This is a genomic window from Hymenobacter citatus (genome assembly GCF_014333615.1).
GTDB classification, from domain to species: Bacteria; Bacteroidota; Bacteroidia; order Cytophagales; family Hymenobacteraceae; genus Hymenobacter; species Hymenobacter citatus.
Genome location: NZ_JACSCY010000007.1, coordinates 1 through 25,471, shown reverse-complemented (window position 1 = coordinate 25,471; position 25,471 = coordinate 1). Strand labels below are relative to the sequence as shown.

The 25,471-nt window shown below is 57.2% G+C and carries 25 protein-coding genes and 1 tRNA gene; 18 read left to right on the top strand and 8 right to left on the bottom strand.

The window, feature by feature from the left end; translation table 11 throughout:
• The first annotated feature begins 13 nt into the window (after positions 1-13).
• Genes H8B15_RS10705 through H8B15_RS10690 form a run of 4 tightly spaced genes read left to right on the top strand, consistent with a single transcriptional unit; the run spans position 14 to position 4,731 of the window.
• Positions 14-1,114 carry a Nif3-like dinuclear metal center hexameric protein gene (locus tag H8B15_RS10705; RefSeq protein ID WP_246455392.1) on the top strand — a complete coding sequence of 367 codons (1,101 nt, stop codon included), beginning with the start codon at positions 14-16 and terminating at the stop codon, positions 1,112-1,114.
• Positions 1,104-1,853 carry a zinc ribbon domain-containing protein gene (locus H8B15_RS10700; RefSeq protein WP_187319684.1) on the top strand — a complete coding sequence of 250 codons (750 nt, stop codon included), beginning with the start codon at positions 1,104-1,106 and terminating at the stop codon, positions 1,851-1,853. Before H8B15_RS10705 ends, H8B15_RS10700 begins: the two co-directional genes overlap by 11 nt.
• Positions 1,854-1,909: 56 nt before the next feature.
• Entirely contained in the window at positions 1,910-3,415 is a 1,506-nt protein-coding gene (locus H8B15_RS10695) for a tetratricopeptide repeat protein (protein WP_187319683.1), read from the top strand.
• A gap of 44 nt (positions 3,416-3,459) precedes the next feature.
• Entirely contained in the window at positions 3,460-4,731 is a 1,272-nt protein-coding gene (locus tag H8B15_RS10690) for a chorismate-binding protein (RefSeq protein ID WP_187319682.1), read from the top strand.
• 144 nt (positions 4,732-4,875) lie between these two features.
• Here H8B15_RS10690 and H8B15_RS10685 read toward each other — a convergent pair whose 3' ends face one another.
• Positions 4,876-5,508 carry a chloramphenicol acetyltransferase gene (locus H8B15_RS10685; protein WP_187319681.1) on the bottom strand — a complete coding sequence of 211 codons (633 nt, stop codon included), beginning with the start codon at positions 5,506-5,508 and terminating at the stop codon, positions 4,876-4,878.
• A 54-nt stretch (positions 5,509-5,562) separates the two neighbouring features.
• On the opposite strand from H8B15_RS10685, the gene H8B15_RS10680 reads away from it, so the two are divergent.
• The 9 genes from H8B15_RS10680 to groL all read left to right on the top strand — a co-directional run bounded on the left by H8B15_RS10680 (position 5,563) and on the right by groL (position 14,428).
• Entirely contained in the window at positions 5,563-6,258 is a 696-nt protein-coding gene (locus tag H8B15_RS10680; protein ID WP_187319680.1) for an HAD family hydrolase, read from the top strand.
• 196 nt (positions 6,259-6,454) lie between these two features.
• The gene (gene miaB, locus H8B15_RS10675) at positions 6,455-7,915 is read left to right on the top strand and encodes a tRNA (N6-isopentenyl adenosine(37)-C2)-methylthiotransferase MiaB (RefSeq protein ID WP_187319679.1); all 1,461 of its coding nucleotides are present in this window, start codon (positions 6,455-6,457) and stop codon (positions 7,913-7,915) included.
• Between the two features lie 171 nt (positions 7,916-8,086).
• Entirely contained in the window at positions 8,087-8,395 is a 309-nt protein-coding gene (locus H8B15_RS21385) for a DUF3592 domain-containing protein (protein WP_425489798.1), read from the top strand.
• Positions 8,396-8,443: 48 nt separating this feature from the next.
• Positions 8,444-9,760 carry a sigma-54 interaction domain-containing protein gene (locus tag H8B15_RS10670; RefSeq protein ID WP_187319678.1) on the top strand — a complete coding sequence of 439 codons (1,317 nt, stop codon included), beginning with the start codon at positions 8,444-8,446 and terminating at the stop codon, positions 9,758-9,760.
• A gap of 13 nt (positions 9,761-9,773) precedes the next feature.
• Positions 9,774-10,340, top strand: coding sequence for an LptE family protein (locus H8B15_RS10665; RefSeq protein ID WP_216859132.1), 567 nt, complete (start codon positions 9,774-9,776; stop codon positions 10,338-10,340).
• A 172-nt stretch (positions 10,341-10,512) separates the two neighbouring features.
• Complete coding sequence (locus tag H8B15_RS10660; RefSeq protein WP_187319677.1) at positions 10,513-11,760, top strand: hypothetical protein; 1,248 nt, start codon at positions 10,513-10,515, stop codon at positions 11,758-11,760.
• Between the two features lies 1 nt (position 11,761).
• Complete coding sequence (gene secG / locus H8B15_RS10655) at positions 11,762-12,166, top strand: preprotein translocase subunit SecG (RefSeq protein WP_187319676.1); 405 nt, start codon at positions 11,762-11,764, stop codon at positions 12,164-12,166.
• A 273-nt stretch (positions 12,167-12,439) separates the two neighbouring features.
• The gene (gene groES, locus H8B15_RS10650; RefSeq protein WP_185283850.1) at positions 12,440-12,730 is read left to right on the top strand and encodes a co-chaperone GroES; all 291 of its coding nucleotides are present in this window, start codon (positions 12,440-12,442) and stop codon (positions 12,728-12,730) included.
• A gap of 51 nt (positions 12,731-12,781) precedes the next feature.
• Positions 12,782-14,428 (top strand): chaperonin GroEL, encoded by a 1,647-nt coding sequence (groL, locus tag H8B15_RS10645; protein WP_187319675.1) that lies wholly within the window; start codon positions 12,782-12,784, stop codon positions 14,426-14,428.
• Positions 14,429-14,831: 403 nt separating this feature from the next.
• Here the strand turns inward: groL and H8B15_RS10640 are convergent, their stop codons facing one another.
• On the bottom strand, positions 14,832-16,550 hold the full coding sequence (locus tag H8B15_RS10640) for a peptide MFS transporter (RefSeq protein WP_187319674.1): 1,719 nt from the start codon (positions 16,548-16,550) through the stop codon (positions 14,832-14,834).
• Between the two features lie 201 nt (positions 16,551-16,751).
• Here H8B15_RS10640 and H8B15_RS10635 point away from each other — a divergent pair, with 201 nt between their 5' ends.
• Complete coding sequence (locus H8B15_RS10635; protein WP_187319673.1) at positions 16,752-17,543, top strand: S1/P1 nuclease; 792 nt, start codon at positions 16,752-16,754, stop codon at positions 17,541-17,543.
• A 154-nt stretch (positions 17,544-17,697) separates the two neighbouring features.
• Here H8B15_RS10635 and H8B15_RS10630 read toward each other — a convergent pair whose 3' ends face one another.
• Positions 17,698-18,825, bottom strand: a complete 1,128-nt coding sequence (locus tag H8B15_RS10630; RefSeq protein ID WP_187319672.1) for an SDR family oxidoreductase — start codon at positions 18,823-18,825, stop codon at positions 17,698-17,700.
• A gap of 134 nt (positions 18,826-18,959) precedes the next feature.
• Here H8B15_RS10630 and H8B15_RS10625 point away from each other — a divergent pair, with 134 nt between their 5' ends.
• The 3 genes from H8B15_RS10625 to H8B15_RS10615 all read left to right on the top strand — a co-directional run bounded on the left by H8B15_RS10625 (position 18,960) and on the right by H8B15_RS10615 (position 20,874).
• Positions 18,960-19,670 (top strand): 16S rRNA (uracil(1498)-N(3))-methyltransferase, encoded by a 711-nt coding sequence (locus H8B15_RS10625; protein ID WP_187319671.1) that lies wholly within the window; start codon positions 18,960-18,962, stop codon positions 19,668-19,670.
• A 62-nt stretch (positions 19,671-19,732) separates the two neighbouring features.
• On the top strand, positions 19,733-20,395 hold the full coding sequence (locus tag H8B15_RS10620; RefSeq protein WP_187319670.1) for a DUF4159 domain-containing protein: 663 nt from the start codon (positions 19,733-19,735) through the stop codon (positions 20,393-20,395).
• A gap of 8 nt (positions 20,396-20,403) precedes the next feature.
• Positions 20,404-20,874, top strand: a complete 471-nt coding sequence (locus H8B15_RS10615; RefSeq protein ID WP_187319669.1) for a hypothetical protein — start codon at positions 20,404-20,406, stop codon at positions 20,872-20,874.
• 11 nt (positions 20,875-20,885) lie between these two features.
• On the opposite strand, the gene H8B15_RS10610 is transcribed toward H8B15_RS10615, so the two are convergent.
• The 5 genes from H8B15_RS10610 to H8B15_RS10590 all read right to left on the bottom strand — a co-directional run bounded on the left by H8B15_RS10610 (position 20,886) and on the right by H8B15_RS10590 (position 25,140).
• Entirely contained in the window at positions 20,886-21,413 is a 528-nt protein-coding gene (locus H8B15_RS10610) for a hypothetical protein (RefSeq protein ID WP_187319668.1), read from the bottom strand.
• A gap of 135 nt (positions 21,414-21,548) precedes the next feature.
• The gene (locus H8B15_RS10605) at positions 21,549-22,121 is read right to left on the bottom strand and encodes a 1-acyl-sn-glycerol-3-phosphate acyltransferase (protein WP_187319667.1); all 573 of its coding nucleotides are present in this window, start codon (positions 22,119-22,121) and stop codon (positions 21,549-21,551) included.
• Positions 22,122-22,198: 77 nt separating this feature from the next.
• Positions 22,199-22,957, bottom strand: coding sequence for a patatin-like phospholipase family protein (locus H8B15_RS10600; protein WP_187319666.1), 759 nt, complete (start codon positions 22,955-22,957; stop codon positions 22,199-22,201).
• 217 nt (positions 22,958-23,174) lie between these two features.
• On the bottom strand, positions 23,175-24,023 hold the full coding sequence (locus tag H8B15_RS10595; protein WP_187319665.1) for an MBL fold metallo-hydrolase: 849 nt from the start codon (positions 24,021-24,023) through the stop codon (positions 23,175-23,177).
• 169 nt (positions 24,024-24,192) lie between these two features.
• Positions 24,193-25,140, bottom strand: a complete 948-nt coding sequence (locus H8B15_RS10590) for an acetyl-CoA carboxylase carboxyltransferase subunit alpha (protein WP_187319664.1) — start codon at positions 25,138-25,140, stop codon at positions 24,193-24,195.
• Positions 25,141-25,394: 254 nt separating this feature from the next.
• On the opposite strand from H8B15_RS10590, the gene H8B15_RS10585 reads away from it, so the two are divergent.
• Positions 25,395-25,468, top strand: a tRNA-Asp gene (locus H8B15_RS10585).
• The last annotated feature ends 3 nt before the right edge of the window (positions 25,469-25,471 follow it).

Sequence of the window (25,471 nt, the reverse complement as noted above, 5' to 3'; positions counted from 1 at the left end):
CCTTTTCTCTCTTATGCCTACCCTCGCCGACCTGATGCGTGTGCTTGAACAAGCTGCGCCTCTCGCTTACCAAGAATCCTACGACAATGCCGGGCTGCAATGCGGCAACCCGCAACTAGAAATTAAAGGTGTGTTGATTGCGCTCGACTGCACGCCGGCTGTAGTAGATGAAGCTATAGCACGGGGCTGCAATGTGGTAGTAGCGCATCACCCGCTCATCTTCAAGCCACTGAAACGCCTGACCGGCGCCAACGAAGTGGAGCAAACCCTGTTGAAGGCTATTAAGCACGATATTGCTCTCTACGCCGCCCACACCAATCTCGACAACGTGCGCCACGGCGTCAACCGCAAACTAGCTAGCAAGCTTGGCTTGCAAAATCTGCGCATCCTCGCCCCCAAATCTGGCACGCTGGGCAAGCTCATCACTTACGTGCCACCCACCCACGCCGACGCCGTGTTGCAGGCCCTGTACGATGCTGGTGCTGGCCAGGTAGGCAATTACTCCCAATGCAGCTTTCGCATGGAGGGCACGGGCACTTACACGCCTGGTGCCGGTACCAATCCATTTCAGGGCACGCCCGGCCAGCCCGAAACGGCGCAGGAGCAACGCGTGGAAGTGCTCCTACCCCTGCACCTGCAAGGTGCCGCCCTGCGGGCGCTGCGCGGGGCGCACCCCTACGAAGAAGTGGCTTACGAGCTACTAAAGCTGGAAAACGTGCACCAGGACGTAGGCAGCGGCATGGTAGGCGAGCTACCGGAGGCATTGTCGCCGCAGGAGTTTCGGGCACGGCTGCGGGCGGCACTGGGTGTGCCGGTGGTGAAGTATACAGAGTTTGCACAGCCTATTAAAACTGTGGCTCTATGCGGCGGCGCGGGTAGCTTCCTCACGGGTAAAGCCCGCGCTGCTGGCGCGCAGGCCTACGTAACTGGCGATTTGAAATATCACGAGTATTTTGCGGCCGAAGGCCAGTTGATGCTGTGTGACGTGGGCCATTATGAAAGTGAGCAGTTTACCAGCGAGATTTTCCGAGACTTGCTTACCAGCGCATTTACCCGTAAATTTGCGGTCTTAATTGCAGAGACCCTGACCAACCCCGTTCGATATGATTTCTAATACCTCCGCGGATACCCCCGTTGCCAGTAAGCTGGAAGCGTTGCTGAATTTGCAGCGTATTGACTCGCAGCTCGATGAAATTCGGCGCGTGCGGGGCGACTTGCCCGAAGAAGTGCGGGATCTGGAGGACGAAATTGCCGGCTATGAAGTGCGCGTGAGTAAGTTCGACGAGGAAATCTCGGGCCTGAACGACCAGATCAAGCAGCGCAAGCAAAACGCCAAGGATGCCGACGGCCTCATTCGCAAGTACGAGGACCAGCAGCAAAACGTGCGCAACAACCGTGAGTATGAGGCCATTGCCAAAGAAATCGAGTTGCAAAAGCTGGAGATTCAGATTTCGGAAAAGAAAATTAAAGAAGCTCAGTACCAGATTGAGCAGAAAAACACCGAAATCAGCGGCACCAAGCAGCGCCTGGAAGAGCGTCGCAAGGACCTCGACAACAAGCAAGCCGAGCTGCAAACCATTGTAGGCGAAAGCGAAGCCGACGAGAAGAAACTGATGGACGAGCGTGGTGAGGCAACCCAGCCCATCGAGGAGCGCCTACTGACGGCCTACACCCGCATTCGCGGCAACGTGCGCAACGGCTTGGCTGTAGTGCCCGTGAAGCGCGATGCTTGTGGCGGTTGCTTCAACACGGTGCCCCCGCAGCGCCAGGCCGATATTATGTCGCATAAGAAAATTATTGTGTGCGAGCATTGCGGTCGGATTCTGGCCGACGTAGCCGCCCGCGGCGAGTAGGCTTTTTGAGTATATTTTAAAAAGGAACGGCCCATGGGTCGTTCCTTTTTTGCTATATGAGAAGTTGGTTTTCTATTCTGCTTGCTTCCCGCACGGTCGGTGGGGTGTGGCTGGCTACCCTGCTTTTTTCTGCGCACCTCGGCAGGAGTACGCCTTCGCGTGAAGCGTCGCCTGCCCTGACGCCCACTGCGGCCCGCGCCTATGCGGAGCTGCTGAAGCTACGGCCTGCCACGGCCCGCACGTTGCTGCGTACTGAGCCCGCCCAAGCTGCCGGCACCTTGCTGGTGCAGGACTGCATTGAGTTTGCGGAGCTGCTGGTGTCGCAGGACGCCGGGCGTTACGCGGCCACCGTGGCCGCGCAGGATCAGCGGCTGACCTTGCTGGAAAAGCAGACCGGCGCCCTACCCGACTACGCCCGCGCCGAAATCCGGCTGCACCAAGCGGCGGCGCAGGTCACGTTTGGGCACGAAATCAGGGGGGCGTGGAACCTGCGGCAGACCTACCAGCAGATGCAGGCGGTAGTTCGGCACTACCCCGCCTACCTGCCGGCGCGCAAGACACTGGGAATGCTGCAGTTTTTCATTGGCTCGCTGCCCGAAAACTACCGTTGGTTTCTGAAGCTATTGGGCCTGCCGGGCAGTGTAGAAACGGGCTTACAGAACCTGACGGCCGCCGCCCGCTCACCCCACGATTTTCAGTTGGAATCGCACCTGATTCTGGCCCTGCTTCGCGAAACGTATCTGAAAGATGGTGAGGCCACGGCCCGGCAGTTTGAACAACTGGCCGCGCAGCAACCCGACAATTTACTGCTCAGCTATTTGGTAATGAGTCAGCAGAAGAAGCTGCACCACACGGCGGCGGCGCTGGCAGCCTACCGCGCCCGCCCTACCGGCGCGGCCTACCTACCCCTGCCCTACCTGCACCACATGGCCGCCGACCTGCTACTGTACCAGGGGCAGTACGCTGCCTCGGAAAGCGAAAACCTACGCTTTCTGCGCGAATACCGTGGCCAGCACTACCGCAAGGATGCGTATCTCAAGCTTTACCTAGCCGCCTGGCTGGGCAGCAACCAAGTGGTGGCCGCCCAGTACCGCCGACAGATTGACGCGCAGGGCCGCGACGTGCTGGAGGAAGACCACTACGCCCAGCGATTCTACGACGATGGCCTGCCCCTCCACCGCACCCTCACCCGTGCCCGCCTGCAAACCGACGGCGGCTACTACCCCCAGGCCCTTGCTACCCTGCGCACCTTTGCTCCCACACTCGCTACCCCATTGCGCGACCGGCTGGAATGGCCCTACCGCCAGGCCCGCGCCTGGCACCTACTCAGTCAGCCCGATTCGGCCCGCCATTATTATACGCGCACCATTGCCCTGGCAGGCGCGGCCCCGTATTATTTCGCACCACAATCGGCCCTGCAGCTGGGGTATTTGTATCAGGCTGATGGCAAAGAGGATACGGCCCGCTTCTATTTTCAGAAGGCGCTCGGCTACGCAAAGCACGAGTATAAAAACAGCACCGATACCAAGGCAAAAGTGGCCTTGGCTGCGTTGGCGCAGTAGTGCATTTGTACTGTTCTACTCGGTTTTGCCCGCATCTTTGTGCTGTGCTGACTATTCCCTATTCTGAGTTGCCACCCGATTTTCGGGCGCGGGCCCTGCAGTGGGCGGCGCAGTTCCGCTACTGCGCCTACTACGAGCCCAACCACCACGCGTCCTACCCCGGCGGGCCATTCGACCGGCTGCTGGGCGTAGCCGATTCAGCCGATTCGCCTACCTGCTTGGCCGAACTGTCCTCATGGATGCAACAAGCCCCCCAAGCCGGGCCCCGCTTCGGCATCCTGACGTATGAGCTAAAAAACGAAATTGAGGCCCTACACAGTCAAAACTTCACTGGCCTGGATTGGCCCGCGTTACATTTCTTCACGCCTCAAACCTGGTTGCACTGGCGCGATGAGGCACTGGAAATTCATGGCAATATCCGCGGGGTGCTAGCGGCTATTCTGGCCACTGCTCCCCCTACCCCGGCCGCATCCCGCGTTGCTACCATGCAGCCGCGCCTCCCCAAAGCCGACTACCTGGCGGCCGTGGAGGCCGTGCGCGAAGACATTCTGAGCGGTGAAGTGTATGAGCTGAATCTGTGCATGGAGTTCTTTGCGGAGGGCGTGGTGCTTGATCCGGTGGCCACGTTCTTACGGCTGAACGAAGCTTCCCCAATGCCCTTTGCGGGCTTATACAAGGTAGCCGACCACTATCTACTCTGCGCCTCGCCCGAGCGTTTTGTGCAGCGTCGGGGCGCTCGTATTATCTCGCAGCCAATAAAAGGCACTATCCGGCGCGGTGCTACTCCGGCCGAGGACGAGCAACAACGCCAACGGCTTCTCCACAGCGAAAAAGAGCGCGCTGAGAACCTGATGATTGTGGATCTGGTACGCAACGATCTAGCCCGTGTGGCAGAAACCGGCTCGGTGCGGGTGCCCGAGCTATTCGGCCTCTACCCCTTCCGTCACGTGTGGCAGATGATTTCGACGGTAGAAGCCGAGCTACGCCCCGATGCAGACCTGGTAGACATCCTGCGCGCTACCTTCCCGATGGGTTCCATGACCGGCGCGCCCAAAATCCGGGCTATGCAGCTCATCGAACACTACGAGCGCACCCGCCGCGGCCTCTATAGCGGCTGCCTCGGCTACGCCTACCCCAACGGGACATTTGAGTTCAACGTGGTTATCCGCAGCCTCCAATACCGCGCCGACACGGGCTACCTCAGCTTCCAGGTCGGCTCGGCCATTACGTACGACTCGGTGCCGGAGCAGGAATACGCAGAGTGTTTGCTGAAAGCCAGAGCGATGCTGGAAGTGCTGGGAGCGAATGGTGAGTAGTGAGTAGTGAGTAGTGAGTGAAATACGGCTGTCATCCTGAGCTTGCGAAGGACCTTCTCACGGTAGGACGAGTCGTTGTTACGCTTGTCGTTTTACCGTGAGAAGGTCCTTCGCAAGCTCAGGATGACAGCCGTATTTCACTCACTACTCACCATTCAGCCCCGCTTGAAACGCCTCCAAAAACTGCCCAACATGGTAACCGTCGGCAAGGCCGTGGTGGACGTTGACGGCTACGGGCAGCCAAGTACGGCCGTTTTCCTCGTAGGTCTGGCCGTAGGAAACCTTGGGGCAGCTGTCGGGGTGGCGGAAGCTGCGGGCGTGGGTGAGGCCGCTAAAACGCACCCACGGAATGGCCGAGCAGTGCACTACGTCGGGGCGGCCGGTGGTATCATTAAGCCGCAGGCCGGAGCTAGCCTGCACAGCTGCTATTTCGGCGGTAGCAGCGGCTACGAACTCAGGTAACGCGTCGTGCGCTTCAATAAAGGAAAAGCCAAACGTATGGTCGGCCCGACCGATGGTAGCGGAGGCGTGCACCCGGTCGTACTGGTACACTTTTCCATCTTCAATGCGCGTCCGAAACTCCGGCACTTGGTTCGCGGCGCGCAAGGAGTGATAGAGATAGTACAAGAAAAACGACACGCCCAGCCGTTTCGCTTCGGCCCGCGCCTGGGTGCAATCGACCGGCGCCACCAGCCCAAAAAAGGGCTCATCGAAGGTAGAGAAGAAGGCAAAATGCTCTTGGCGGTTCCAGGTAGTCAGATCAACGAGGTGTTTCATAGGCGGCAAGTTCGGTAACTTCGCGGCTTTTCTACCCTCTCCGCTGCTTCTGCTATGCCCGCTTCCTACCTAGTGGCTTTTGATGCCGACGACACCCTTTGGCCCAATCAGCCGCATTTTGACCGGGTAGAGGCCCGTTTGTTTGAGATTATGGCGCACTGCGGCGACGTGGCCTACATCAGCACCCACCTCAACGCCGTGCAGCGCCGCAACATGCAGCTGTTTGGCTACGGCGCCAAGTCGTTCACGCTCTCCATGATCGAAACGGCCATCCAGCTAACCAACGGTGCCGTTACGGGCCACGATATCCAGCAAATTCTGGACATGGGCAAGGATCTGCTGCGCTTTCCCATTGAGCCCCTACCCGGCGTGGAGGAAGTTCTCACAGAGCTCCGCCAGCGTGGCCACCGTCTGCTGCTGCTCACTAAGGGCGACCTGTTCGACCAGGAAAGCAAAATAGCTCGCTCCGGTTTGGGCGAGCTGTTCGACCACGTGGAGGTAGTTAGCGAGAAAGACGAGGCCACGTACCACCGCCTCCTGACGCGCTATAACGCAACGGTTGAGGAATTTGTGATGATTGGCAACTCCCTTAAGTCGGACATTCTGCCGGTGGCGCGGCTGGGCTTCCGGGCCGTGCACGTACCCTACCACACCAACTGGATTTTTGAGCACGTCGACCCTATTTTGCTGGAAGGCATTGTGTTCGAGCAGGTAGCAGATATTCGCGGCGTGCTGGAAATGGTGAGATAGTGAGTGGTGAAATTGTGAAATGGTGAGTTTGATGTTCTGACCGTGCCACTTGCGCAAACAGCGCCACTGGAACATCAAACTCACCATTTCACAATTTCACCACTCACCACTTCCCCCCTCTGCCATTCTGTCATTTCTGCGGTAAAAACCTTACCTTTGACGCTCCCAAAATGTGAAGCTGAAGCTGCGCGCCTCCATGTCTCAACCGCTGATTACCCTCGATTTTCTGGATACTCCTACCTTCGATACACCGTCGGTAGACGCCACCACGCATGCCCACGAGCCCTCCGGCGCCGTGCGCGTGAGCCCGGCCACCCGCACCGGGCGGCAGCGCAAGCTCTACATCGAGAGCTATGGCTGCCAGATGAACTTCTCCGACTCGGAAATTGTGTCCAGCATTCTGTTTGAGGAAGGTTTCGATACGACAGAGCAGCTGGATGGTGCCGATTTAGTGCTACTGAATACCTGCTCCATCCGCGAGAAGGCCGAGCAAACGGTGCGGATGCGCCTCAAGCAGATCAACGGCCATAAAAAGCGCAATCCCGGCCTGCTGGTGGGCGTGCTGGGCTGCATGGCCGAGCGCCTGAAAAGCAAGTTTCTGGAAGAAGAAAAGCTAGTCGACTTAGTGGTAGGTCCCGATGCCTACCGCGACCTACCCCAGCTCATTAAGCAGGTAGACAGCGGCCAGAAAGCCGTGAACGTGCTGCTGAGCCGCGAGGAAACCTATGCTGACATCACGCCCGTTCGCCTGAACAGCAACGGCATCACGGCCTTTGTGAGCATCATGCGCGGCTGCGACAACATGTGCTCGTTCTGCGTGGTGCCCTTCACCCGCGGCCGCGAGCGTAGCCGCGACGCTCACAGCATCGTACAGGAGTGCCGCGACCTGGTAGCCGCTGGATACAAGGAAGTTACCCTACTCGGCCAAAACGTGGACAGCTACAAATGGGCTAGCGAGGACGGCACCGAAGCGGTGAACTTTGCTCAGCTATTGGAGCGCGTGGCCCTGGTGAGCCCCGAGCTGCGCGTACGCTTCTCTACCTCCCACCCCAAGGACATCACCGATGAGGTGCTGCACACCATGGCGCGCCACGAGAACATCTGCAAGTACATCCACCTACCCGCCCAAAGCGGTAACTCGCGGGTGCTCCAGCTGATGAACCGCACCTACGACCGGCCCTGGTATGAAGAGCGGGTGCTGGCCATCCGCCGCATTCTGGGCGAGGACTGCGCCATCTCCACCGACATGATTGCCGGTTTCTGCTCCGAAACCGAGGAGGAGCACCGGGACAGCCTCTCGCTGCTCGACTTTGCACAGTACGACATGGGCTACAACTTCTTCTACTCGGAGCGCCCCGGCACGCTGGCCGCCCGCAAGCTGGAAGACGACATTCCGCTGGACGTGAAGAAGCGCCGCCTCCAGGAAATCATCGACCGGCAGCAGTTGCACGCTCGTGCCCGCTACGCCCGCATGGTAGGCCGCGTGCACAAGGTGCTGGTGGAAGGCCGTTCCAAACGCTCGGACGAGCACTTAAGCGGCCGTAACAGTCAGAACCAGATGGTTATCTTCCCGAAAGGCAATTTCCAGAAAGGCGATTATGTGAACGTGCTAGCAACCAGTACGACGGGCGCTGCATTATTAGGCGAGGCGGTTTAGATGGGTTTTTAGTTATGTCATGCTGAGCTTGTCGAAGCATCTCGCGTGCCGACGACAGATAGTATCCGGTGTCAACACGTGAGATGCTTCGACAAGCTCAACATGACATAAAGTAAATTTCTCCTTTCGAACACTCTCATTACCAATGACTGAAAGAGCAAGAAGATCTGTATGGTCTTTAACAGATCTGCTAGGTTTGTTCTTTATCGTTGCCGCTCCGAATTACTTTCTGTACGAATTAATTCAAGGGAAAAAACATCCCGTGCACTAGAGGCTCCTGGACTTATAGCTCACGCGGTTATTATTGACAGAAAAAACTTCTTTGGGAATAGCTCTGTATCTCACCAATTTTCATACTCTTTCAGAGTAAATGGTAGAGATTACACTGGCAATTCTCGTAATCCTATTTACAAAATCGGTGATACTGTAAAAGTTAGATATATACCGCATAATCCAGAGTATAACGGAATAGTTGAGTAAAATACTCCCGCCCGCTTTTCGTCTACCCTACGAAAACCTACCACGACCTTGACACCATCTGAGATTCAAAGTATAAAACTCCGCTTCGGCATTATCGGCAATGCGCCGGCGCTGAACTACGCCATTCAGGTGGCGGCGCAGGTAGCGCCTACCGATATGACGGTGCTGATAACCGGCGAAAGTGGCTCTGGCAAGGAGTCGTTTTCTAAGATTATCCATGCGCTGTCGCCGCGCAAGCACGGGCAGTTTATTGCCATCAACTGCGGCGCCATTCCCGAGGGCACCATCGATTCGGAGCTGTTTGGGCACGAAAAAGGCTCCTTCACGGGTGCTAATGAGGCGCGCAAGGGCTATTTTGAAGTGACCAACGGCGGCACTATTTTTCTCGACGAAATTGGGGAAATGCCCTTAGGTACGCAGGCGCGCTTGCTGCGGGTGCTAGAAAACGGCGAGTTTATCCGGGTAGGGTCTTCCAAGGTGCAGAAAACCGACGTGCGCGTGGTAGCTGCTACCAACGTGAACCTGATGGATGCCGTGCGCAACGGCCGTTTCCGCGAAGACCTCTACTACCGCCTCAATACGGTGCCCATCACGGTACCACCCCTGCGCGAGCGGGGCGACGATATCTACCTGTTGTTCCGCAAGTTCGCCACCGATTTTGCCGACCGTTACCGTGTAAAGCCCATTTCGCTGTCGCCGGAGGCGGTGCGGGAGTTGCAGCGCTACCGCTTCCCGGGCAACATCCGCCAGCTCAAGAACGTGGCCGAGCAAATGTCGGTACTAGAAATGGAGCGCGAGGTAGATGCCACCCACCTGCGCCAGTACCTTCCCCAGGAGCAAAGCAGCAACCTACCTATGCTGCTGAGCGCGGCGGGTCCGGCCACCGACGGCGCGGGTAATGCTTACTCTGAGCGCGACTTATTATATAAAGTGCTCTTCGACATGCGTCGTGACATGACCGACTTGAAGAAGTTGGTCTTGGACCTAGCAGCCGGTCAGCGCCCCCAGGAGGCCCAGGAGCTGTTGCGCCAGAATAGTCACCTGTTCACCAACCTCAATGTGGCCCCCTACGACGGCGGCCGTCTGAACGCCCGTCCTGCCGATGCAGCTGGTGCTTCGTCGGATTACTTCATGCACCCCGAGGTGGAGGACGCCACCGAATACGAAGATGACGAGCAACGCGTTGAAGATATTCCGCATGAGACGGAAGAGGAAACCCTTTCCCTGGAAGCAAAGGAAAAGGAAATGATTATCAAGGCGTTAAAAAAGCACAACAACAAGCGCAAGTATGCCGCCCACGACCTGGGCATCTCCGAGCGCACGTTGTACCGCAAGCTCAAACAGTATGATCTGGAACAAGCGTAGTTTCTCTAAACTGATGGCTGCTAACCGTTGGCTGTTAGCTCTCAATTTTCTGAATAGGAAGTATGATAAAGCTATCAGCTATCAGCTATTAGCTATCAGCTTCTTACTAAGTGGTTGCTCGGTGTACTCCTTCACCGGTACGAATATCGATCCGTCGGTGAAGACCATGTCGATTGCTACCTTCCAGAACAACTCCAGCAACGGCCCTTCGGCACTGTCGCAGCAGTTTACGGAGGATTTCAAGGACTACTTTCAGCGCAACACGCCGCTGAAAATGCAGCAGCGCGACGGTGATTTACAGATTGAGGGCCAAATTATTGCCTACGATTTCGCCCCAGCCGCCATTCAGCGCGAAGGCAACGTGGATCAAGCTGGTGTGAACCGTCTTACCATTCAGGTGCGGGTGAAGTTCATCAATACCAAGGATGAGAAGCAGAGCTTCGAGCAGACTTTTCAGAGTAACGGTGACTTTCCCGCGTCGCAGTCTATCGTCACGATCAACAGCGACCCGTCGTCCATCCGCAAAATCACTACTAACATCATCACCGACGTGTTCAACAAGTCGGTGGCGAACTGGTGAGGTAGCAGTGTTGCCGAACGTCCTTTCGACTGGGTTGCGCACCAAGCAAGGAGGAATCTCGCGTGCAACGCTAATTTCTGCCGATTGAGTTAGCTATGCATGCGAGGTTTCTTCCTACGGTTGAAATGACGTTCGGTAGTACTCAACATGTAACACTCAAAATTTCAATTAGATGACCCGTGCGTCACTGCTGCATATTCTGGACCACGTAGGCTCCATTTCGGAGGCCGAAAATCAGGAGCTGGTGCAGCTGGCTACGGCCTTTCCTTACTGCCAGACCGCCCACCTGCTGCTAGCCAAAGCTGCTCACGACAAGGGTAGTATGCTGGCTAGCCAGCGCCTGCGCCGGGCAGCTACCTACGCCGCCGACCGCCAATTGCTGCGCTTGCTCATTGAGCAACCCGACGTGCTGCTGCCTGCCGCTACTTCGGCACTTGCTTCTGCAAAGTCAGTTCAGCTGGCAGCTCCTGAGACACCCTTGGCCCTACCCGCGGCTGAGGCAATTTTAGCCGAAGACCAACCGGCAGCTTCTGTATTGATTGAGGTACCTGCTGAGTTAGTGGAAGAGGAAGTTCCGGCTGCTGCCGAGGCCGACGTCCCCGTTTCGGACTCAAATGAAGTATTCACTACTTCGTTGCCTGCGCTTAGCGATTCTCCGCCAGCCGTTGATAGTATAGCCGAGCTAGAAGCTGAGGTAGTAGAGCAGACAGACGAGGTTTTGTCTACTGTTGAGGCTACAGCAACTGAAACAATTACGGAAACTGCGGTAGAGGCTACCAATGAGGCAGCCATTCCTGTTGTGGTAGAAGATTTGCTGCCCGCTACGGCACCCCCTATTCGGCCGCCGGCCGATGCGGGGTCTTCACGCTTTGAGTTTGGCCTAGCCGACTCGCGGCTGCCGGCCCCAGCTGCCTACGAGCTACTCGACGACACGCCTGCTCCCGAGACGCCTACCCCGCCCACGCGTACTGTAGCCAGTCCGCCATTCTACGCCGACCCTACCCTTGGTTACGGCCTGGACCTGGGTAGTCGCCTGGGCACCAGCCTGCAACCGCACAGCCCGTATACCACGGACTTGCCACCCACCGGCTTTTTCTTACCCGATGCGCTGCTGCTGGACCACGTGGCGGCACACCAGCCGGCCCCACGTAAAACACTGGCTATCATCGATCAATTCCTAAAAAACAAGCCTCGCTTAAAAGCACCGGCCGTGGTGCCACCCGCCGAGGAGCAGGCTGATTTATCGGTGCGCAGCACCAGCACCACACCCTCGCTGGCTTCGGAAAGTCTGGCAAAAATTATGGTGAAACAGGGCAAAACGGCCAAGGCCATTGAAATATATGAGCGCCTGATGGTGCGGCAGCCGGAAAAAAAGGCGTACTTTGCCGACCAAATTGCACAACTGAAATCTTCGGAATAGAATGTATTACGCACTGCTTGTTCTTGTCTTTATCGTTTGCTTGCTGCTGGCACTGGTCGTTTTGGCCCAGAACCCCAAGGGCGGCGGACTTTCCAGCCAGTTCGGCGCGGGCGGCACGGCCCAGCTGATGGGCGTGAAGCGCACCGGCGACTTGCTGGAAAAACTGACCTGGGGCTTTGCTATTGCCCTGATGGTGTTGTCGCTGGGCAGCCACATGCTGGGTGGCGGTGGCGGCAACGGCCCCGTACGCAGCATCAACCAGCAGCGTGCCCTCGAAACGCCGGCTCTACCCTCCTCGCCGGCTCTGCCAGGCACGGGTGCTACCCCGGCCCCGGCAGGCGCACCTGCGCAGCAGCCTGCTACCCCGGCACCGACTACTCCTGCCCCCGCGCCAGCCGCAGAGTAGCCCTATCCTTTTCGTCATGATAAACCAGCCGTTTCCTCAAGGAGCGGCTGGTTTTTTTATGGCCTGCGCGGCTACCTGCTGCCAGGCACAGGGTAGTGCGTACTGCCGCTTCAACTACCGCCACCCTGCCACGTATGGCAGTCCTGACAGGCCAAAAGCCCGAAAAATGCACTTCGGGCGTTCATTCTGTCAGGTTTTAGTGGGCTGGCACAAGAAGTGTTCCTCTGCCAACACCCCTTAGTTTTACATTCACTTTCACCCAAAACAACCAATATGTCACTAAGCATTAAACCGCTGGCTGACCGCGTTATCATCGCGCCGGCCGCTGCCGAGGAAAAGACCAAATCTGGCATCATCATCCCCGACACGGCCAAGGAGAAGCCCCAGCGCGGCGAAGTAGTAGCCGTAGGCGAAGGCAAAGTGGCCGACAATGGCACTGCCATTAAGCCCCAGGTAAGCGTGGGCGACCAAGTGCTGTACGGCAAATACGCCGGCACTGAAATCACTGTGGAAGGCAAAGACTACCTCATCATGAAGGAGTCGGACATTTTTGCCGTTCTGTAAGTCGATATCCGTTTCCTTTCTTTTTTGCAGTAATTCCCCCTCAATACCAAGATGGCTAAGAACATCCAATTTGATACCGAAGGCCGCGACCGTTTGAAGCGTGGCGTAGATAAACTGGCGAATGCCGTGAAAGTAACCCTGGGCCCCAAAGGCCGCAACGTGGTTATTGACAAGAAATTTGGCGCCCCCACCATTACCAAGGATGGTGTGACGGTAGCCAAAGAAATCGAGCTGAAAGACCCCATCGAAAACATGGGCGCGCAGCTGGTGAAAGAAGTAGCCAGCAAAACCGCTGATCAGGCTGGTGATGGTACCACTACTGCCACCGTTCTGGCTCAGGCTATCTACACGGCTGGTTCGAAGAACGTGGCGGCCGGCGCTAACCCCATGGACCTGAAGCGCGGCATCGACAAAGCCGTGAAGGCCGTTGTGGAGAACTTGCAGAAGCAGTCGAAGAAGATTGAAAACTCTTCGGAAATCGCGCAGGTAGGCACCATCTCGGCCAACAACGACGCGGAAATCGGCAAAATGATTGCCGATGCCATGGATAAAGTAGGCAAAGAAGGCGTTATCACGGTAGAAGAAGCCCGCGGCACCGAAACCGAAGTGAAAACGGTGGAAGGCATGCAGTTTGACCGCGGTTACCTGTCGCCCTACTTCGTGACCAACCCAGAGAAGATGGAGGCCGAGTTCGACAACCCCTTCGTGTTGATCTACGATAAGAAAGTGAGCACCATGAAAGAGCTGCTGCCCGTATTGGAGCAGGTAGTTCAGACGGGTAAGCCGCTGGTTATCATCTCGGAAGACGTAGATGGTGAGGCCCTGGCTACTCTGGTGGTAAACAAGCTGCGCGGCTCGCTGAAAATTGCCGCCGTGAAAGCTCCCGGCTTCGGTGACCGTCGTAAGGCCATGCTGGAAGACATTGCCGTTCTGACGGGCGGTACGGTTATCAGCGAAGAGCGCGGCTACAAGCTCGACAGCGCCACGATTGAGTACCTTGGCACGGCAGAGAAAATCATCATTGACAAGGACAACACCACGATTGTTAATGGCAAAGGTGAGAAAGAGGCCATCACGGCCCGCGTAAACGAGATTAAGTCGCAAATCCAAACCACTACCTCTGACTACGACAAGGAGAAGCTGCAAGAGCGTCTGGCCAAACTGTCGGGTGGTGTGGCTATCCTCTACATTGGTGCCAGCACGGAGGTAGAGATGAAGGAGAAGAAAGACCGCGTAGACGATGCCCTGCACGCTACCCGCGCTGCCGTTGAGGAAGGCGTAGTACCCGGCGGTGGTGTGGCTCTGGTGCGCGCTCTGGACGCTTTGGACGACGTAGACACGCTGAACAGCGACGAGAAAACCGGCGTGCAGATCATCCGCACGGCCATCGAAGCTCCCCTGCGTACCATCGTGGCCAACGCCGGTGGCGAAGGCTCAGTAGTAGTACAGAAAGTGCGCGAAGGCAAAGGCGACTACGGCTACAACGCCCGCGAAGACCGTTACGAAAACCTGGTGTCGGCTGGTATCCTGGACCCCACCAAGGTAACGCGTCTGGCCCTGGAAAACGCTGCCAGCATTGCTGGTCTGCTGCTGACCACGGAAGCTGTTATCACCGACGAGCCTGAGGAAGACAAGGGCGGCGCTGGCGCCGGTGCTGCTGGTATGGGCGGCATGGGTGGCATGGGCGGCATGATGTAATCATCGCAGCTTGTCGCTGATTTGGCAGATTTCGCTGAATCGGATGCTTATAGAACGGCCCCGCAACGTTGGTTGCGGGGCCGTTCTACTTTTGGTTCCCTACCCGTCTGTCATCCTGAGCAGCGCGAAGGACCTTCTCACGCATGAACGAGTCGTTGGTACTACAGCGGTTTCACGAATGGTGTAGAGACGCGTATTCGCGTCTCGTCGTTGAACTATGCAGCTCGGACGATAAGACATGAGCACGCGTCTTCACACTGTTCAAGAACCTGCTATAGTATCGTTCATGCGTGAGAAGGTTCTTCGCTCTGCTCAGGATGACAGACGTATTTTGACTCAACTTCACTAAAAAAGCCCCGACGCAGAAACTGCGCCGGGGCTTTTTAGCAAAAAGAGCGGGCACTTATTTCGCCACTACCGGCTCTTCCATCATGCGCGTGAGGCGACGGTAGAGGAAGAATAGAATGATGGACGCGGCGGCCGACAGGGCCACGAAAATCATGAAGAACTGGTAGAGGTTCGTGATTTCGATGCCCAGGAAGGTAGGCCACTGGTAGGGCACCTCCAGGCTTTGCAACTTTTCGACAACGGTAGCGCTGGCTTGCTGCGCACCGTTGAGGATGGCGGGGAGGTCGATGCCTTCCTGGGCGGCTTTGGCGAACTCGCCGGGGCCGGGAGGGTACAGGCCGCTGAGCACGCCGGCCAGCTTGTTGCCGGCGGCAGTAGCCAGGAACCATACGGCCATCAGCAGCGAAGCAAAGCGGGCAGGCGCCAGCTTATTCACCAAGGCCAAGCCGATGGGCGACAGACACAGCTCACCAAACGTGTGCAGCATGTACATGGTAATCAGCCAGAACATGCTCACTTTGGTGCTCGCCTCTACCCCTTTCACGCCAAAGGCAATGATGAGGTAACCTATGGCCAGCAGCATCAGACCAATAGACATCTTGAGAGGCGAAGAGGGCTCAATACCGCGCTTGCCCATGAACGTCCAAACGGCCGCAAAAATGGGCGCGAAAATGATAATGAACAACGCGTTGGCCGACTGGAAGTAGGATGCCGGTACCACGTAGGAACCTAAATTCCGATCCGTTTGCTCGTCGGCGAAGAACGTGAGGGAAGCCCCGGCTTGCTCGAACGCGCCCCAGAAGAATATCACGAAGAAGCTCAGAATCAAAATGACGTAGATTTTCTCCTTTTCCCGACGCGTCAACGACGAGTCGGACAGGATGAGCAGGGGCATCACAATCATCGACGCAAAGACCAAGGCTCCAATCCAGTCGTAGTTCATAAGCCAGGCAATGACGCCATAGACTACCACGAATATTCCGATAAACGCGAGGATACGGCCGGAGCTAAGACCGGATTTGGCCGGTTGTGCAACGGTAGTGGCCCGCACCGGCCCATCCGTCTGCACGGGCACCACTGGCGACTCGGCCACCGTGCGCTCGGGTTTGGCACCCAGCGGCGCCCCTTCAGCCGTAACCACGTACTTGTTTTTGAACAACTCAAACGTCAGCGAGCCGATGAGCATCCCGATGCCGGCGGCTAGAAAGCCCCACTTAAAGTCCTCAGGATTACCCGTATTGCCCAGCGTACCGCACACCAGCGGCGAGAAAAACGCGCCCAGGTTGATACCCATGTAGAAAATGGTGTAGGCCGAGTCGATGCGCTTGTCACCCACGGGGTAAAGCGAGCCTACCATAGAGGAGATATTGGGCTTAAAAAATCCGTTGCCGAAGATCAGCAGGCCCAAACCCAGGTAGAACAGCGGCATGGCCACGCCGGCCGACTGGTAGCTGCTGGCACTGAAAAACAGGCTAAATTGCCCTATGGCCATCATCAGGCCACCAATGAGGATAGAGCGGCGGTTGCCCCAGTAGCGGTCGGCCATGTAGCCGCCTAGTAGGGGCGTGAGGTACACGAGGCTGGTGTAGTTGCCGTAAATCAGCGAGGAAAATTCCTTGTTGAATACCAGCGCCTGGGTCATGTACAGAATGAGCAGGGCGCGCATGCCGTAGTAGCTGAAACGCTCCCACATCTCCGTCATAAACAGGATGTAGAGGCCCTTCGGGTGACTGGCCTGCGAGGGATGTCCCTGCGCGGCAGTAGCAGTTTGCATGAAGAGAAAGTAAAGTGGATAGAAAACAGAACGCCCGCGGCCGAAGCCAAACGGGGGTTGGTAAAGCTACAAAACTTTCCCTACTGCACCGTTGAGGCAACCCGCCCGGCTTTCTACCGACTTTGCCGCGTTGCTTTCGCCAGCCAGGTAGCGTTTTAAGCACTAGCTTTGTAGCTGCATCACGTTTTTTCTTTTTTTCTTATGCGCAAACGCATTCTGCCGCTGCTTTTTTTACTGCTTGTTCCGTTTAGCTTTTGCCAGGCTTGGGGCGTAGAGGGTCACCGGGCCGTGGGCCGCTTGGCCGAACATCACCTTACCCGCAAAGCTCAGCGCGAAATAAAAGCTCTCCTCGGCACCGAAACCGTTACACTGGTAAGCACCTGGCCCGACGAAATTCTCTACCCGCCTACCCCTGAGTACAAAGGCACCAGCCCCTGGCACTATGTGAACACGCCCAGCGGCCTCAACCACGACCAGTACATCGAAAACCTGAAAAGCCAGACGATTCCGAACGCCTACAAAGCGTTGCAGGACAACATTGCCATTCTAAAAGACAAGAGCAAGTCTAAGGCTGAGCGCGCCGTGGCGCTGAAATTCGTGATTCATATTGTAGGCGATGTGCACCAGCCCCTGCACGCGGGTCGGCTGGAGGACCGGGGCGGCAACAGCATCAAGCTCACTTACCGCGGCAAGGAAACCAACCTGCACAGCCTCTGGGATAGCGGCTTGCTGGACTACCAGGGCCTCAGCTACTCCGAGATGGGCCAGCAGTACGACCACGTGCCCGCCCACTTGCGCCGCCAATGGCAGCACGACGATATTGCGCAGTGGCTCTACGAATCGTACCAGCTTTGTGAGCAAATCTATGGCGAAGCGGCCCAGAACCCAGCATACGGCTGGGCTTACTTTCCCGAGCACGGCCCGCAGGTGAAGCAGCGCATTCAGCAGGCTGGAATCCGGCTTGCTGGTGTACTCAATGAGGCATTGAAATAAGGTTTCAGCACTGCCTACCTCGACGAAGCTTTTCCAAGCAAAAAGACCCCACCAACGAGTTGGTGGGGTCTTTTTATAATAGGACTACTACACTGGCGTTGGACCGGCAGGCGCCAGTTCGGTAGTCCTGTGTAATAAAGAAATCGTATTTACTCTACACCGGCGTAACGGCCGGACCAGATTCTGGCATGGCCGGACTATGCTTGGTAGCACTTGTGGCCGTAGCATTACGGGCGCTTTGCGTACTGCGCTGTGGGGTAGGCGCCTTGCTATCTTTATTTCGGCCTCTTGCCAGTGCGGCTACTGCTACCCCTGCGCCGGCTACCAGCGCAGCCGTAAGGGCCGGGTGCAAACGCGCTTGTGTGTAGGTGCTTATCTCGCGAGTGTGGCCGGGGTAGTTGCCGCGCTCCTCCAGCTCACCTACACCTTGGTAAAGGCCGCTTTTTTGGTTCTGGCGGGCCGGTTGGTCGGACTTCGACTGCTCCGCAAAGCTCGTTTCCATGAACTTATCCAGTAAAGTAGGCGTCCATTCTTCCATGCCCTTGAACAGCTTGCTGGCGCCGCCCACTTCCACATTGCGGGCCGGCGCAACGGCACATTTGAGGATGGCGCGGGCTACGGTTTCGGGGGCGTAAGCAGGCGGAGCGTGCTTGGGCACCTTGTCCAGGTAGTTTTTGGCGTGCAGGGGGTAGGGCGTGTCGATGGCCGCGGGCTGAATGAGCGTGACCGATACCGGGGCCTCTTCCATTTGCAGCTCCATGCGCAGGCCGTCGGTGAAGCCCTTCACGGCGTGTTTGCTGGCGCTGTATACGGTTTGCAGAATGGCCGTTACGTCGGACAGCACGCTGCCTACGTTGATGAGCGCCCCGCCGCCTCGCTGTTTCAGATGCTTCACGGCCTCCAGCGAGCCGTATATCAGCCCCCACAGGTTAATCTCGAACAGCTGGCGCATATCCTCTATCGACTGCTCTTCCACTTTGCCGTACATGGAAACGCCGGCGTTGTTGATCCAGGTATCGAAGCCGCCAAATTGCTCCTGCGCTTTCTGAGCAATGCGCTGGGCTTCCCCTTGCTTACTCACATCGGCTACCAGGTAGGCGGCCTGTGCGTTCTGGCTTTGTAGCTCGTCGGTGAGCTGGCGCAGGGCGTCTTCGCTGCGGGCCACCAGCACCAGCTTGGCACCTTCCTTGGCAGCCATGCGCGCCGTAACGAGGCCGATGCCCGACGAAGCGCCGGTAATGACGATGACTTGGTCTGACAGTTTTTTCAGGTTGACTTTCATAGGGTTAAGGTATTGAGTGGGTTGGTTATTCGTTTATTGTGTACGGCAAGCCGGTAGTATAATGTTATGTTGAGGTTCTACCTCCGCAGGCAGCCGGCGCCGCAACGCCCGGCATTTCGGCGTAGCTTTGCCCTATGCCATACACTTTTTACGCGCCTACCCTTACCCTTCCTGCTTACACCCTACCCGAAGACGAAAGCAAGCATGCCGTACGGGTGCTGCGTCTGGGGGCCGGCGATGCGGTGCTGCTCGTGAACGGCCAAGGCAGCGTATTTCAGGCAGAGGTGACGGATGCCAACCCCAAGCGCTGCCAGCTGCACATCACCCACGAAACGCAGGTGCCGCGCCGCGCCTACCAGGTGCACCTGGCCGTGGCTCCCACAAAAAACCTCGACCGTATGGAGTGGCTGGTGGAAAAAGCCACCGAAATCGGCGTTGACCGCATCTCGTTTCTGCGTTGCGCCCGCTCCGAGCGGCGCGAGCTGAAGCTGGACCGGCTGGAGAAAATTGCCGTGAGTGCCCTCAAACAATCCGGGCAGGCGTGGCTGCCGCAGCTGGAGGAGCTGACGGACTTCGCCCGCGTGCTACCTACCCTCGACCCGGCCACAACGTTCATTGCTCATCTCGCCGACGATGAGCGGACCGAGCTGGCACAGGTGGCCGGCAACGCGCCTACCTGCTCCATTCTGATTGGCCCTGAAGGTGATTTTACCCCGGAGGAAATCCTTACGGCCCGGCAGCTAGGTATCCAACCGGTGGCGCTGGGCCTCACACGCCTGCGCACCGAAACGGCTGCGCTGGCTGCTGTGCATACCGTACACGTTGCTAAATTACTGCAACGTTGAACGTCCTCAGCGCCCCTCTGCGTTACTTCTGCGTCCTCTGCGGGAACCTTCGTTGCACGATTATGCTCAAAACCCTTCTTCTCAGTTTATTATTTTTCTGCACAATAGCGGCCGCGCCTGTAGCGCCCAGCTTTAAGATTGCCAAGCTGCATTATGGTGGCGGGGGCGACTGGTACGCCAATAAAACCAGCCTACCCAACCTGATTCGCTTCTGCAACCAGACGCTCAAAACCAACATCGCGCCCGACGAGGCCACCGTGGAGCTGGACTCGCCGGAGCTGCTCACCTACCCTTTCCTGCACATGACGGGCCACGGCAACGTGGCTTTCACCGAAGCCGAGGCCAAGAACCTGCGGCGCTACCTGATGGGCGGCGGCTTCCTACACATCGACGATAACTACGGCCTCGACAAGTTCATCCGCCCCGAGATGAAGAAAGTATTCCCGGAGCTGGAGTTCGTGGAGCTGCCCTTTTCCCACCCCGTTTACCACCAGAAATTTGATTTCCCGAAGGGTCTACCCAAAGTGCACGAGCACGACGGCAAGCGCCCGCAAGGCTTTGGCCTGCTCTACAAAGGCCGCATGGTGTGCTTCTACAGCTTCGAGTGCGACCTGGGCAACGGTTGGGAAGACCTCGGCACCTACCCCGAAGACACGCCCGCCGTGCACGAATCGGCCCTAAAAATGGGCGCCAACCTAGTGACGTACGCGCTGACGCAGGAGTAAATTATTGTATGGACTATAACAAGTTAATGCCGTTTCGCCTACCAAGTAATTGGGCTGTATGCTACAATTCCTTTGGTGATGAAGACATGATTGTAGAGGATAATGGCATTGCTAATTTTCAATCTTATAAAGAAGACCTTCTATGGATACAATCTATGCGAACACCTGAGGCAAAAGGAGGTTCTCTGGAATTAGACCCGGCTGGTTGGTTAGCAGACGTTGGTTGGTATCCCAGCGGTGACCCTACCGGTAATTATGTCTTACACATTTTTCGCCTGAATCCTGATGAGGCACATTGGCCAAGCAATCCACCACGCTTTTGCTCTCAAAACCGCTATCATATCTGCCTAGCGCTTGAGTACGTCATCCACAATATCCAACAAACGACAGGCGATACATCTGAAAACGTTCGACAGCAGTTTGTAAAACTCCAATATCTTGAAGATACCGGAGAATTAGCAGACTCGCTGGAGCGGTAATCTATTCTACTTTAAAACTTCCGCCGCAGCACCTCGCTCAGCACAAAAGCCGCCCGCACATCGGAGGCGCTACGGAGCGTGTCGCGCACGGTGCGGCGCGTTTGGCTGGACTTAGCCTTCGTCGGCACGTTGTAAGCGCTTGGGATACTGGTGGTAGCGCGGGGCAAGGTAGCGGCCCGACGGGCGCGGGGTGCAGTTTCCTGATTGGCGCGAGCCGTGGCTTTTTCTTCCAAAGAAACCGGCCGCACTTCGGTGCGCTCCAGGCTATGAGGCTGCGGGGCAACTTCGCGGGGTAGTGGCCGACCTGCGGGCGTTGTTGGTGGAGGGGTGGGTTGTGGCCGGGGCGCGGCGTCAGGCTGATTTTGCGCCTGCATCTGCTTCAACAGCTCTTTGAACGAGGTGTCGGGTAGGCTGGGCACCTTGGGACGAGGCCGCTCCTGGCTCTCGCGGGCCGTGGTTTCGATGGCTTTCTGCACCATGCGCCAAATGAACACCCCTAGCCCAGCTAGAATGACGAGGAATATTTGCAGCTTTTCCATAGGGCTAGTGGGTGAGTTGTTCGTGGCTCGTTTGAAGATACGCAATACCTACACGCTTCGGTCGCATTCCCTACCCTTTCTCGTACGCACAGACGCCGAAAAACTCACCATTTCACAACTTCACCATTTCACCTCTCACCGAATGCCCTGCGTAGGGAAGCGGCCCTGCTTGGTGCGGTAGAAGGCTTTGATTTCCTCCAAGTCCTTTTCGTAGTCACCGGTAGGCCAGAAGGCAGGCCCTACCCCGGCTTCTTTGTTTTTGTAGTCGAGGTAGCCGAGCAGGATGGGTACGCCGGCGCCCATGGCGGCGTGGTAGAAGCCCTTGCGCCACTTGGGCTGGTACTTGCGCGTACCTTCGGGCGTAATGAGAATCACCAGCTCGTCGCGCTCGTTGAAGAGTTGCACCATACCATCCACGAGGCTGTTGTTGCGGCTACGGTCTACGGCTAGGCCGCCCAGGGAGCGAACCAGCGCGCCGAGCACGGGAATGGTCGTCCATTCTTTTTTGATGGTCAGCTTCACGTCTACATCCATTAGAAAGAACGCGGCGCGGGCAAACATGAAGTCCCAGTTGCTGGTATGAGGCGCGGCAATCATCATGCTTTTTTTGATGCCGGGCGGCACCTGTGGCCCTAGGTGCCAACCGGTTATCCAAAACCAGAACTTCGAGAACAGGTACCAGAACGTAGACGTTTTGCGGGCGGCCATAGGGTAGAAAAGACGAAGCAACCCCAAGAAATGGGGCCGCAGGAAAAACAGTCGTCAAAACTAGGAAAAATAACGCGCTACCCCAGCAGCGCCGTCAATTCCTTGGCCCTACCCATGGTATAGTAGTAGCCGATATTGAACAGCGTTTGCGCCTGGCGGTACTGCAAGGGGCGGTAGGTGCGCAGCTCGTCGGGTTCCAGCAGCAGGTCGCAGCGCTGCTTGCTGGCCAGGGTGTTGGTGCTGATGGCCAAGTGTAGTACCCGCTCAATCAGCCCACGGAAGGTGGTGATGCGCGCCGCCCGGTTGCTGGGGTTGCAGTTGATGCCCACTACCGGCATTCCTTTACCTTCTACCGCACTCACGGGCAGGTTGTTGAGCAGGCCTCCATCTACCAATTGCCTACCCTGGTACTCCACTGGCCGATACACAATAGGCACCGCCGCCGACGCCAGCAGCGGCGGAATCAGCGGCCCCTCCGAAAACTCCACCGATACACCCTCTGTCAGGTCCGTTGTTACCAGCGTGAGGGGTAGACGCAGGTCGGCGAAGGTGGCATTGGCGCCCAAATGACTGACAAATAGCTGCTCTACCGCCGTTAGGTGCAGTAGGCCGTAGCGGCTAAGCGCCAAGCGCGTGAGTCGGGCAATATTCACGCTGGTAAGCATGCGCAAAATCTCGGCCGGCGAAAAACCCGCCGCATAAAACGCCCCCGCAATGGCCCCCGATGATACGCCGGCCACTCGGCCTACCGGCAACTCCAGCGTATCCAGAGCTGCCAGCACGCCCAAATGCGCAATGCCCCGCGCCCCGCCACCCGATAAGGCTAGTGCCAGCATGTGGTGAGTTGGTGAAATAGTGAGATGGTGAGATGGTGAGATGGTGAGTTTACAGCTTTAACGGCTAAGATCAGTCGAGCGTTAACCATTCCTATCATCGTGAGCCATGCCCCCAACGCTGAGGCTTTAGGCTAATCAGTAGGACGTCATACGCAACCGCTCTGTAGTCCAGGGCTTCAGCCCTGGGGTGTATAGCTGTATTTTCTACCCTGCCGGCTTATAACTCGTCTAGCCGGAACGTGTCGGCTACGCGCATGCCCTTTTCTGTTAGCTGCACGGTGCAGGCCTCCACGGCGGGGTCGTGTTCCAGCAGCAGCACCCAGTTTTCCTCGGCGGCGCGGCGCAGTACCTGCTCTTTTTCGCTGAGCGTCACCAGGGGGCGCATGTCGTAGCTCATCACGTAGGGCAGCGGAATATGGGCCACACTAGGTAGCAAGTCGGCCATGTAAGCCACGGTGCGGCCTCTGTATTCCAGTACCGGCACCATCATTTTCTCGGTATGCCCATCGGCAAAGATGATTTCCTTGAACGCCGGCAATGCGCCGGGCACGCCCTGGGTAGGGTCCACGAATTGTAGGTGGCCGCTTTCCTGGATGGGTAGGATGTTTTCCTTCAGAAAACTCGCTTTTTCGCGGGCATTAGGCGTTACGGCCCAATCCCAGTGGGCCTCGTTGCTCCAGTAGGTAGCGTTGGGGCAGGCCAGCACCAGCTTATCGTCGGGGGTGCGCACTACGGCGCCGCCGCAGTGGTCGAAGTGCAGGTGCGTCAGGAAAACGTCGGTGATGTCGGCCGTGGTGAAGCCTTTTTCGCGCAGAGAGCCTTCCAGCGTGGCATCGCCGTGCGGGTGAAAGTGGCTCCGAAACTTGGCGTCCTGCTTGTTGCCCATGCCCGTATCCACCAGAATCAGGCGGTTGCCATCTTCCACCAACAGGCAGCGCATAGCCCAGGTGCAGAGGTTGTTGGCATCCGGCGGGTTCAGCTTTTCCCACATCGTGCGCGGCACCACGCCAAACATGGCGCCACCGTCGAGTTTGAAAAAGCCGGTATCAATTGTGTGTAAGGTCATGGGTAGGAAGTTGGGTGGGTAGGGCGTAAATAACAAAAAAATGTCATCCTGAGCACAGCGAAGGACCTTCTTACGCAAGAACGAATCGTTGGTACGATGGTCGTGCTGCCGTGAGAAGGTCCTTCGCTCCGCTCAGGATGACACTTCTGTTCTAGATACTGCCTCTACTCTATTCCACTACCACGCCCATCGCCGAGAACTTGTCGATGCGCTGGCTGATGCGCTCCTCGTGCGGAATGGCTTCCAACTCGTCGAGTGTTTTGAGTAGGGTTTTCTTGAGGGTAGCAATCATTTTGTCGGGGGCGATGTGGGCGCCGCCCAGGGGCTCTTTGATGATGCCGTCGATGAGCTTGTTGCCCAGCATATCGGTGGCCGTGAGCTTGAGGGCCTCGGCAGCCTGCTCCTTGTAGTTCCAGGAGCGCCACAAGATGCTGGAGCACGACTCGGGCGAAATCACGGAGTACCAAGTGTTTTCCAGCATCAGCACCCGGTCGCCGATGGCAATACCCAGGGCTCCACCCGAGGCACCCTCGCCAATGATGACGCAGATAACGGGCACCTTCAGCAAGAACATCTCCTTGAGGTTGCGGGCAATGGCCTCGCCCTGCCCCCGCTCCTCGGCTTCCAGGCCAGGGAAAGCGCCGGGCGTGTCGATGAGGGTGATGATGGGCTTGTTGAACTTCTCGGCCAGCTTCATCAGGCGCAGCGCCTTGCGGTAGCCTTCGGGGTTGGGCATCCCAAAGTTGCGGAACTGCCGCTGCTTGGTGTTGTGCCCTTTTTGCTGGCCAATGAACATCACGGAGCGGCCGCCCAACTCGGCAAAACCGCCCACCATGGCCTTGTCGTCGGCCACGGTTCGGTCGCCGTGCAGCTCGATGAACTTGTCGGTCATGCCCTCAATGTACTCTAGGGTGTAGGGGCGGTCGGGGTGGCGCGAGAGCTGCACGCGCTGCCAGCGGGTGAGGTTGGCGTAGGTTTCCTTTTTGAGGGCCTTTATTTTGGCTTCCAAAGCGGCCACGGCCTCCGATACATCTACCTGGCTATCGTCGGCCAGTTGTTGCATTTCGCGGAGCTTGCCTTCGAGGGCGGCAATGGGTTGTTCGAAATCGAGGAGCATTGCAGAAGAAAGAATGCGCGGGATGGCGGAAAAAGAATAGAAGACAAAGGTAAGCGAAACCTGTGCACCGACCTTAAATCGACTTCAGGAAAGACAAAGCAAAAAATAATCTCCCTGAAAAACAGCGATAACCGCTGGCAAGGGCACTTTTTTTAGGCAAAAAGCACGTCGGGGTTTGACAATGTCCGTCAGCCCCCTACCTTTGCATCACTTTAACGGAAAGACAGACGGTTTTTCGGCACACAAAGTACTCTGGTTCGGTAGTTCAGTTGGTTAGAATGCCGCCCTGTCACGGCGGAGGTCGCGGGTTCGAGTCCCGTCCGGACCGCTC

What these genes read in the sequence shown, in the direction of transcription:
- H8B15_RS10705 (WP_246455392.1), top strand. Translation starts at nt 14, where the DNA reads ATGCCTACCCTCGCCGACCTGATGCGTGTGCTTGAACAAGCTGCGCCT.
- H8B15_RS10700 (WP_187319684.1), top strand. Translation starts at nt 1,104, where the DNA reads ATGATTTCTAATACCTCCGCGGATACCCCCGTTGCCAGTAAGCTGGAA.
- H8B15_RS10695 (WP_187319683.1), top strand. Translation starts at nt 1,910, where the DNA reads ATGAGAAGTTGGTTTTCTATTCTGCTTGCTTCCCGCACGGTCGGTGGG.
- H8B15_RS10685 (WP_187319681.1), bottom strand. Translation starts at nt 5,508, where the DNA reads ATGAAACACCTCGTTGATCTGACTACCTGGAACCGCCAAGAGCATTTT.
- H8B15_RS10680 (WP_187319680.1), top strand. Translation starts at nt 5,563, where the DNA reads ATGCCCGCTTCCTACCTAGTGGCTTTTGATGCCGACGACACCCTTTGG.
- miaB (WP_187319679.1), top strand. Translation starts at nt 6,455, where the DNA reads ATGTCTCAACCGCTGATTACCCTCGATTTTCTGGATACTCCTACCTTC.
- H8B15_RS21385 (WP_425489798.1), top strand. Translation starts at nt 8,087, where the DNA reads ATGGTCTTTAACAGATCTGCTAGGTTTGTTCTTTATCGTTGCCGCTCC.
- H8B15_RS10665 (WP_216859132.1), top strand. Translation starts at nt 9,774, where the DNA reads ATGGCTGCTAACCGTTGGCTGTTAGCTCTCAATTTTCTGAATAGGAAG.
- H8B15_RS10660 (WP_187319677.1), top strand. Translation starts at nt 10,513, where the DNA reads ATGACCCGTGCGTCACTGCTGCATATTCTGGACCACGTAGGCTCCATT.
- secG (WP_187319676.1), top strand. Translation starts at nt 11,762, where the DNA reads ATGTATTACGCACTGCTTGTTCTTGTCTTTATCGTTTGCTTGCTGCTG.
- groES (WP_185283850.1), top strand. Translation starts at nt 12,440, where the DNA reads ATGTCACTAAGCATTAAACCGCTGGCTGACCGCGTTATCATCGCGCCG.
- groL (WP_187319675.1), top strand. Translation starts at nt 12,782, where the DNA reads ATGGCTAAGAACATCCAATTTGATACCGAAGGCCGCGACCGTTTGAAG.
- H8B15_RS10640 (WP_187319674.1), bottom strand. Translation starts at nt 16,550, where the DNA reads ATGCAAACTGCTACTGCCGCGCAGGGACATCCCTCGCAGGCCAGTCAC.
- H8B15_RS10635 (WP_187319673.1), top strand. Translation starts at nt 16,752, where the DNA reads ATGCGCAAACGCATTCTGCCGCTGCTTTTTTTACTGCTTGTTCCGTTT.
- H8B15_RS10630 (WP_187319672.1), bottom strand. Translation starts at nt 18,825, where the DNA reads ATGAAAGTCAACCTGAAAAAACTGTCAGACCAAGTCATCGTCATTACC.
- H8B15_RS10625 (WP_187319671.1), top strand. Translation starts at nt 18,960, where the DNA reads ATGCCATACACTTTTTACGCGCCTACCCTTACCCTTCCTGCTTACACC.
- H8B15_RS10620 (WP_187319670.1), top strand. Translation starts at nt 19,733, where the DNA reads ATGCTCAAAACCCTTCTTCTCAGTTTATTATTTTTCTGCACAATAGCG.
- H8B15_RS10615 (WP_187319669.1), top strand. Translation starts at nt 20,404, where the DNA reads ATGGACTATAACAAGTTAATGCCGTTTCGCCTACCAAGTAATTGGGCT.
- H8B15_RS10610 (WP_187319668.1), bottom strand. Translation starts at nt 21,413, where the DNA reads ATGGAAAAGCTGCAAATATTCCTCGTCATTCTAGCTGGGCTAGGGGTG.
- H8B15_RS10605 (WP_187319667.1), bottom strand. Translation starts at nt 22,121, where the DNA reads ATGGCCGCCCGCAAAACGTCTACGTTCTGGTACCTGTTCTCGAAGTTC.
- H8B15_RS10600 (WP_187319666.1), bottom strand. Translation starts at nt 22,957, where the DNA reads ATGCTGGCACTAGCCTTATCGGGTGGCGGGGCGCGGGGCATTGCGCAT.
- H8B15_RS10595 (WP_187319665.1), bottom strand. Translation starts at nt 24,023, where the DNA reads ATGACCTTACACACAATTGATACCGGCTTTTTCAAACTCGACGGTGGC.
- H8B15_RS10590 (WP_187319664.1), bottom strand. Translation starts at nt 25,140, where the DNA reads ATGCTCCTCGATTTCGAACAACCCATTGCCGCCCTCGAAGGCAAGCTC.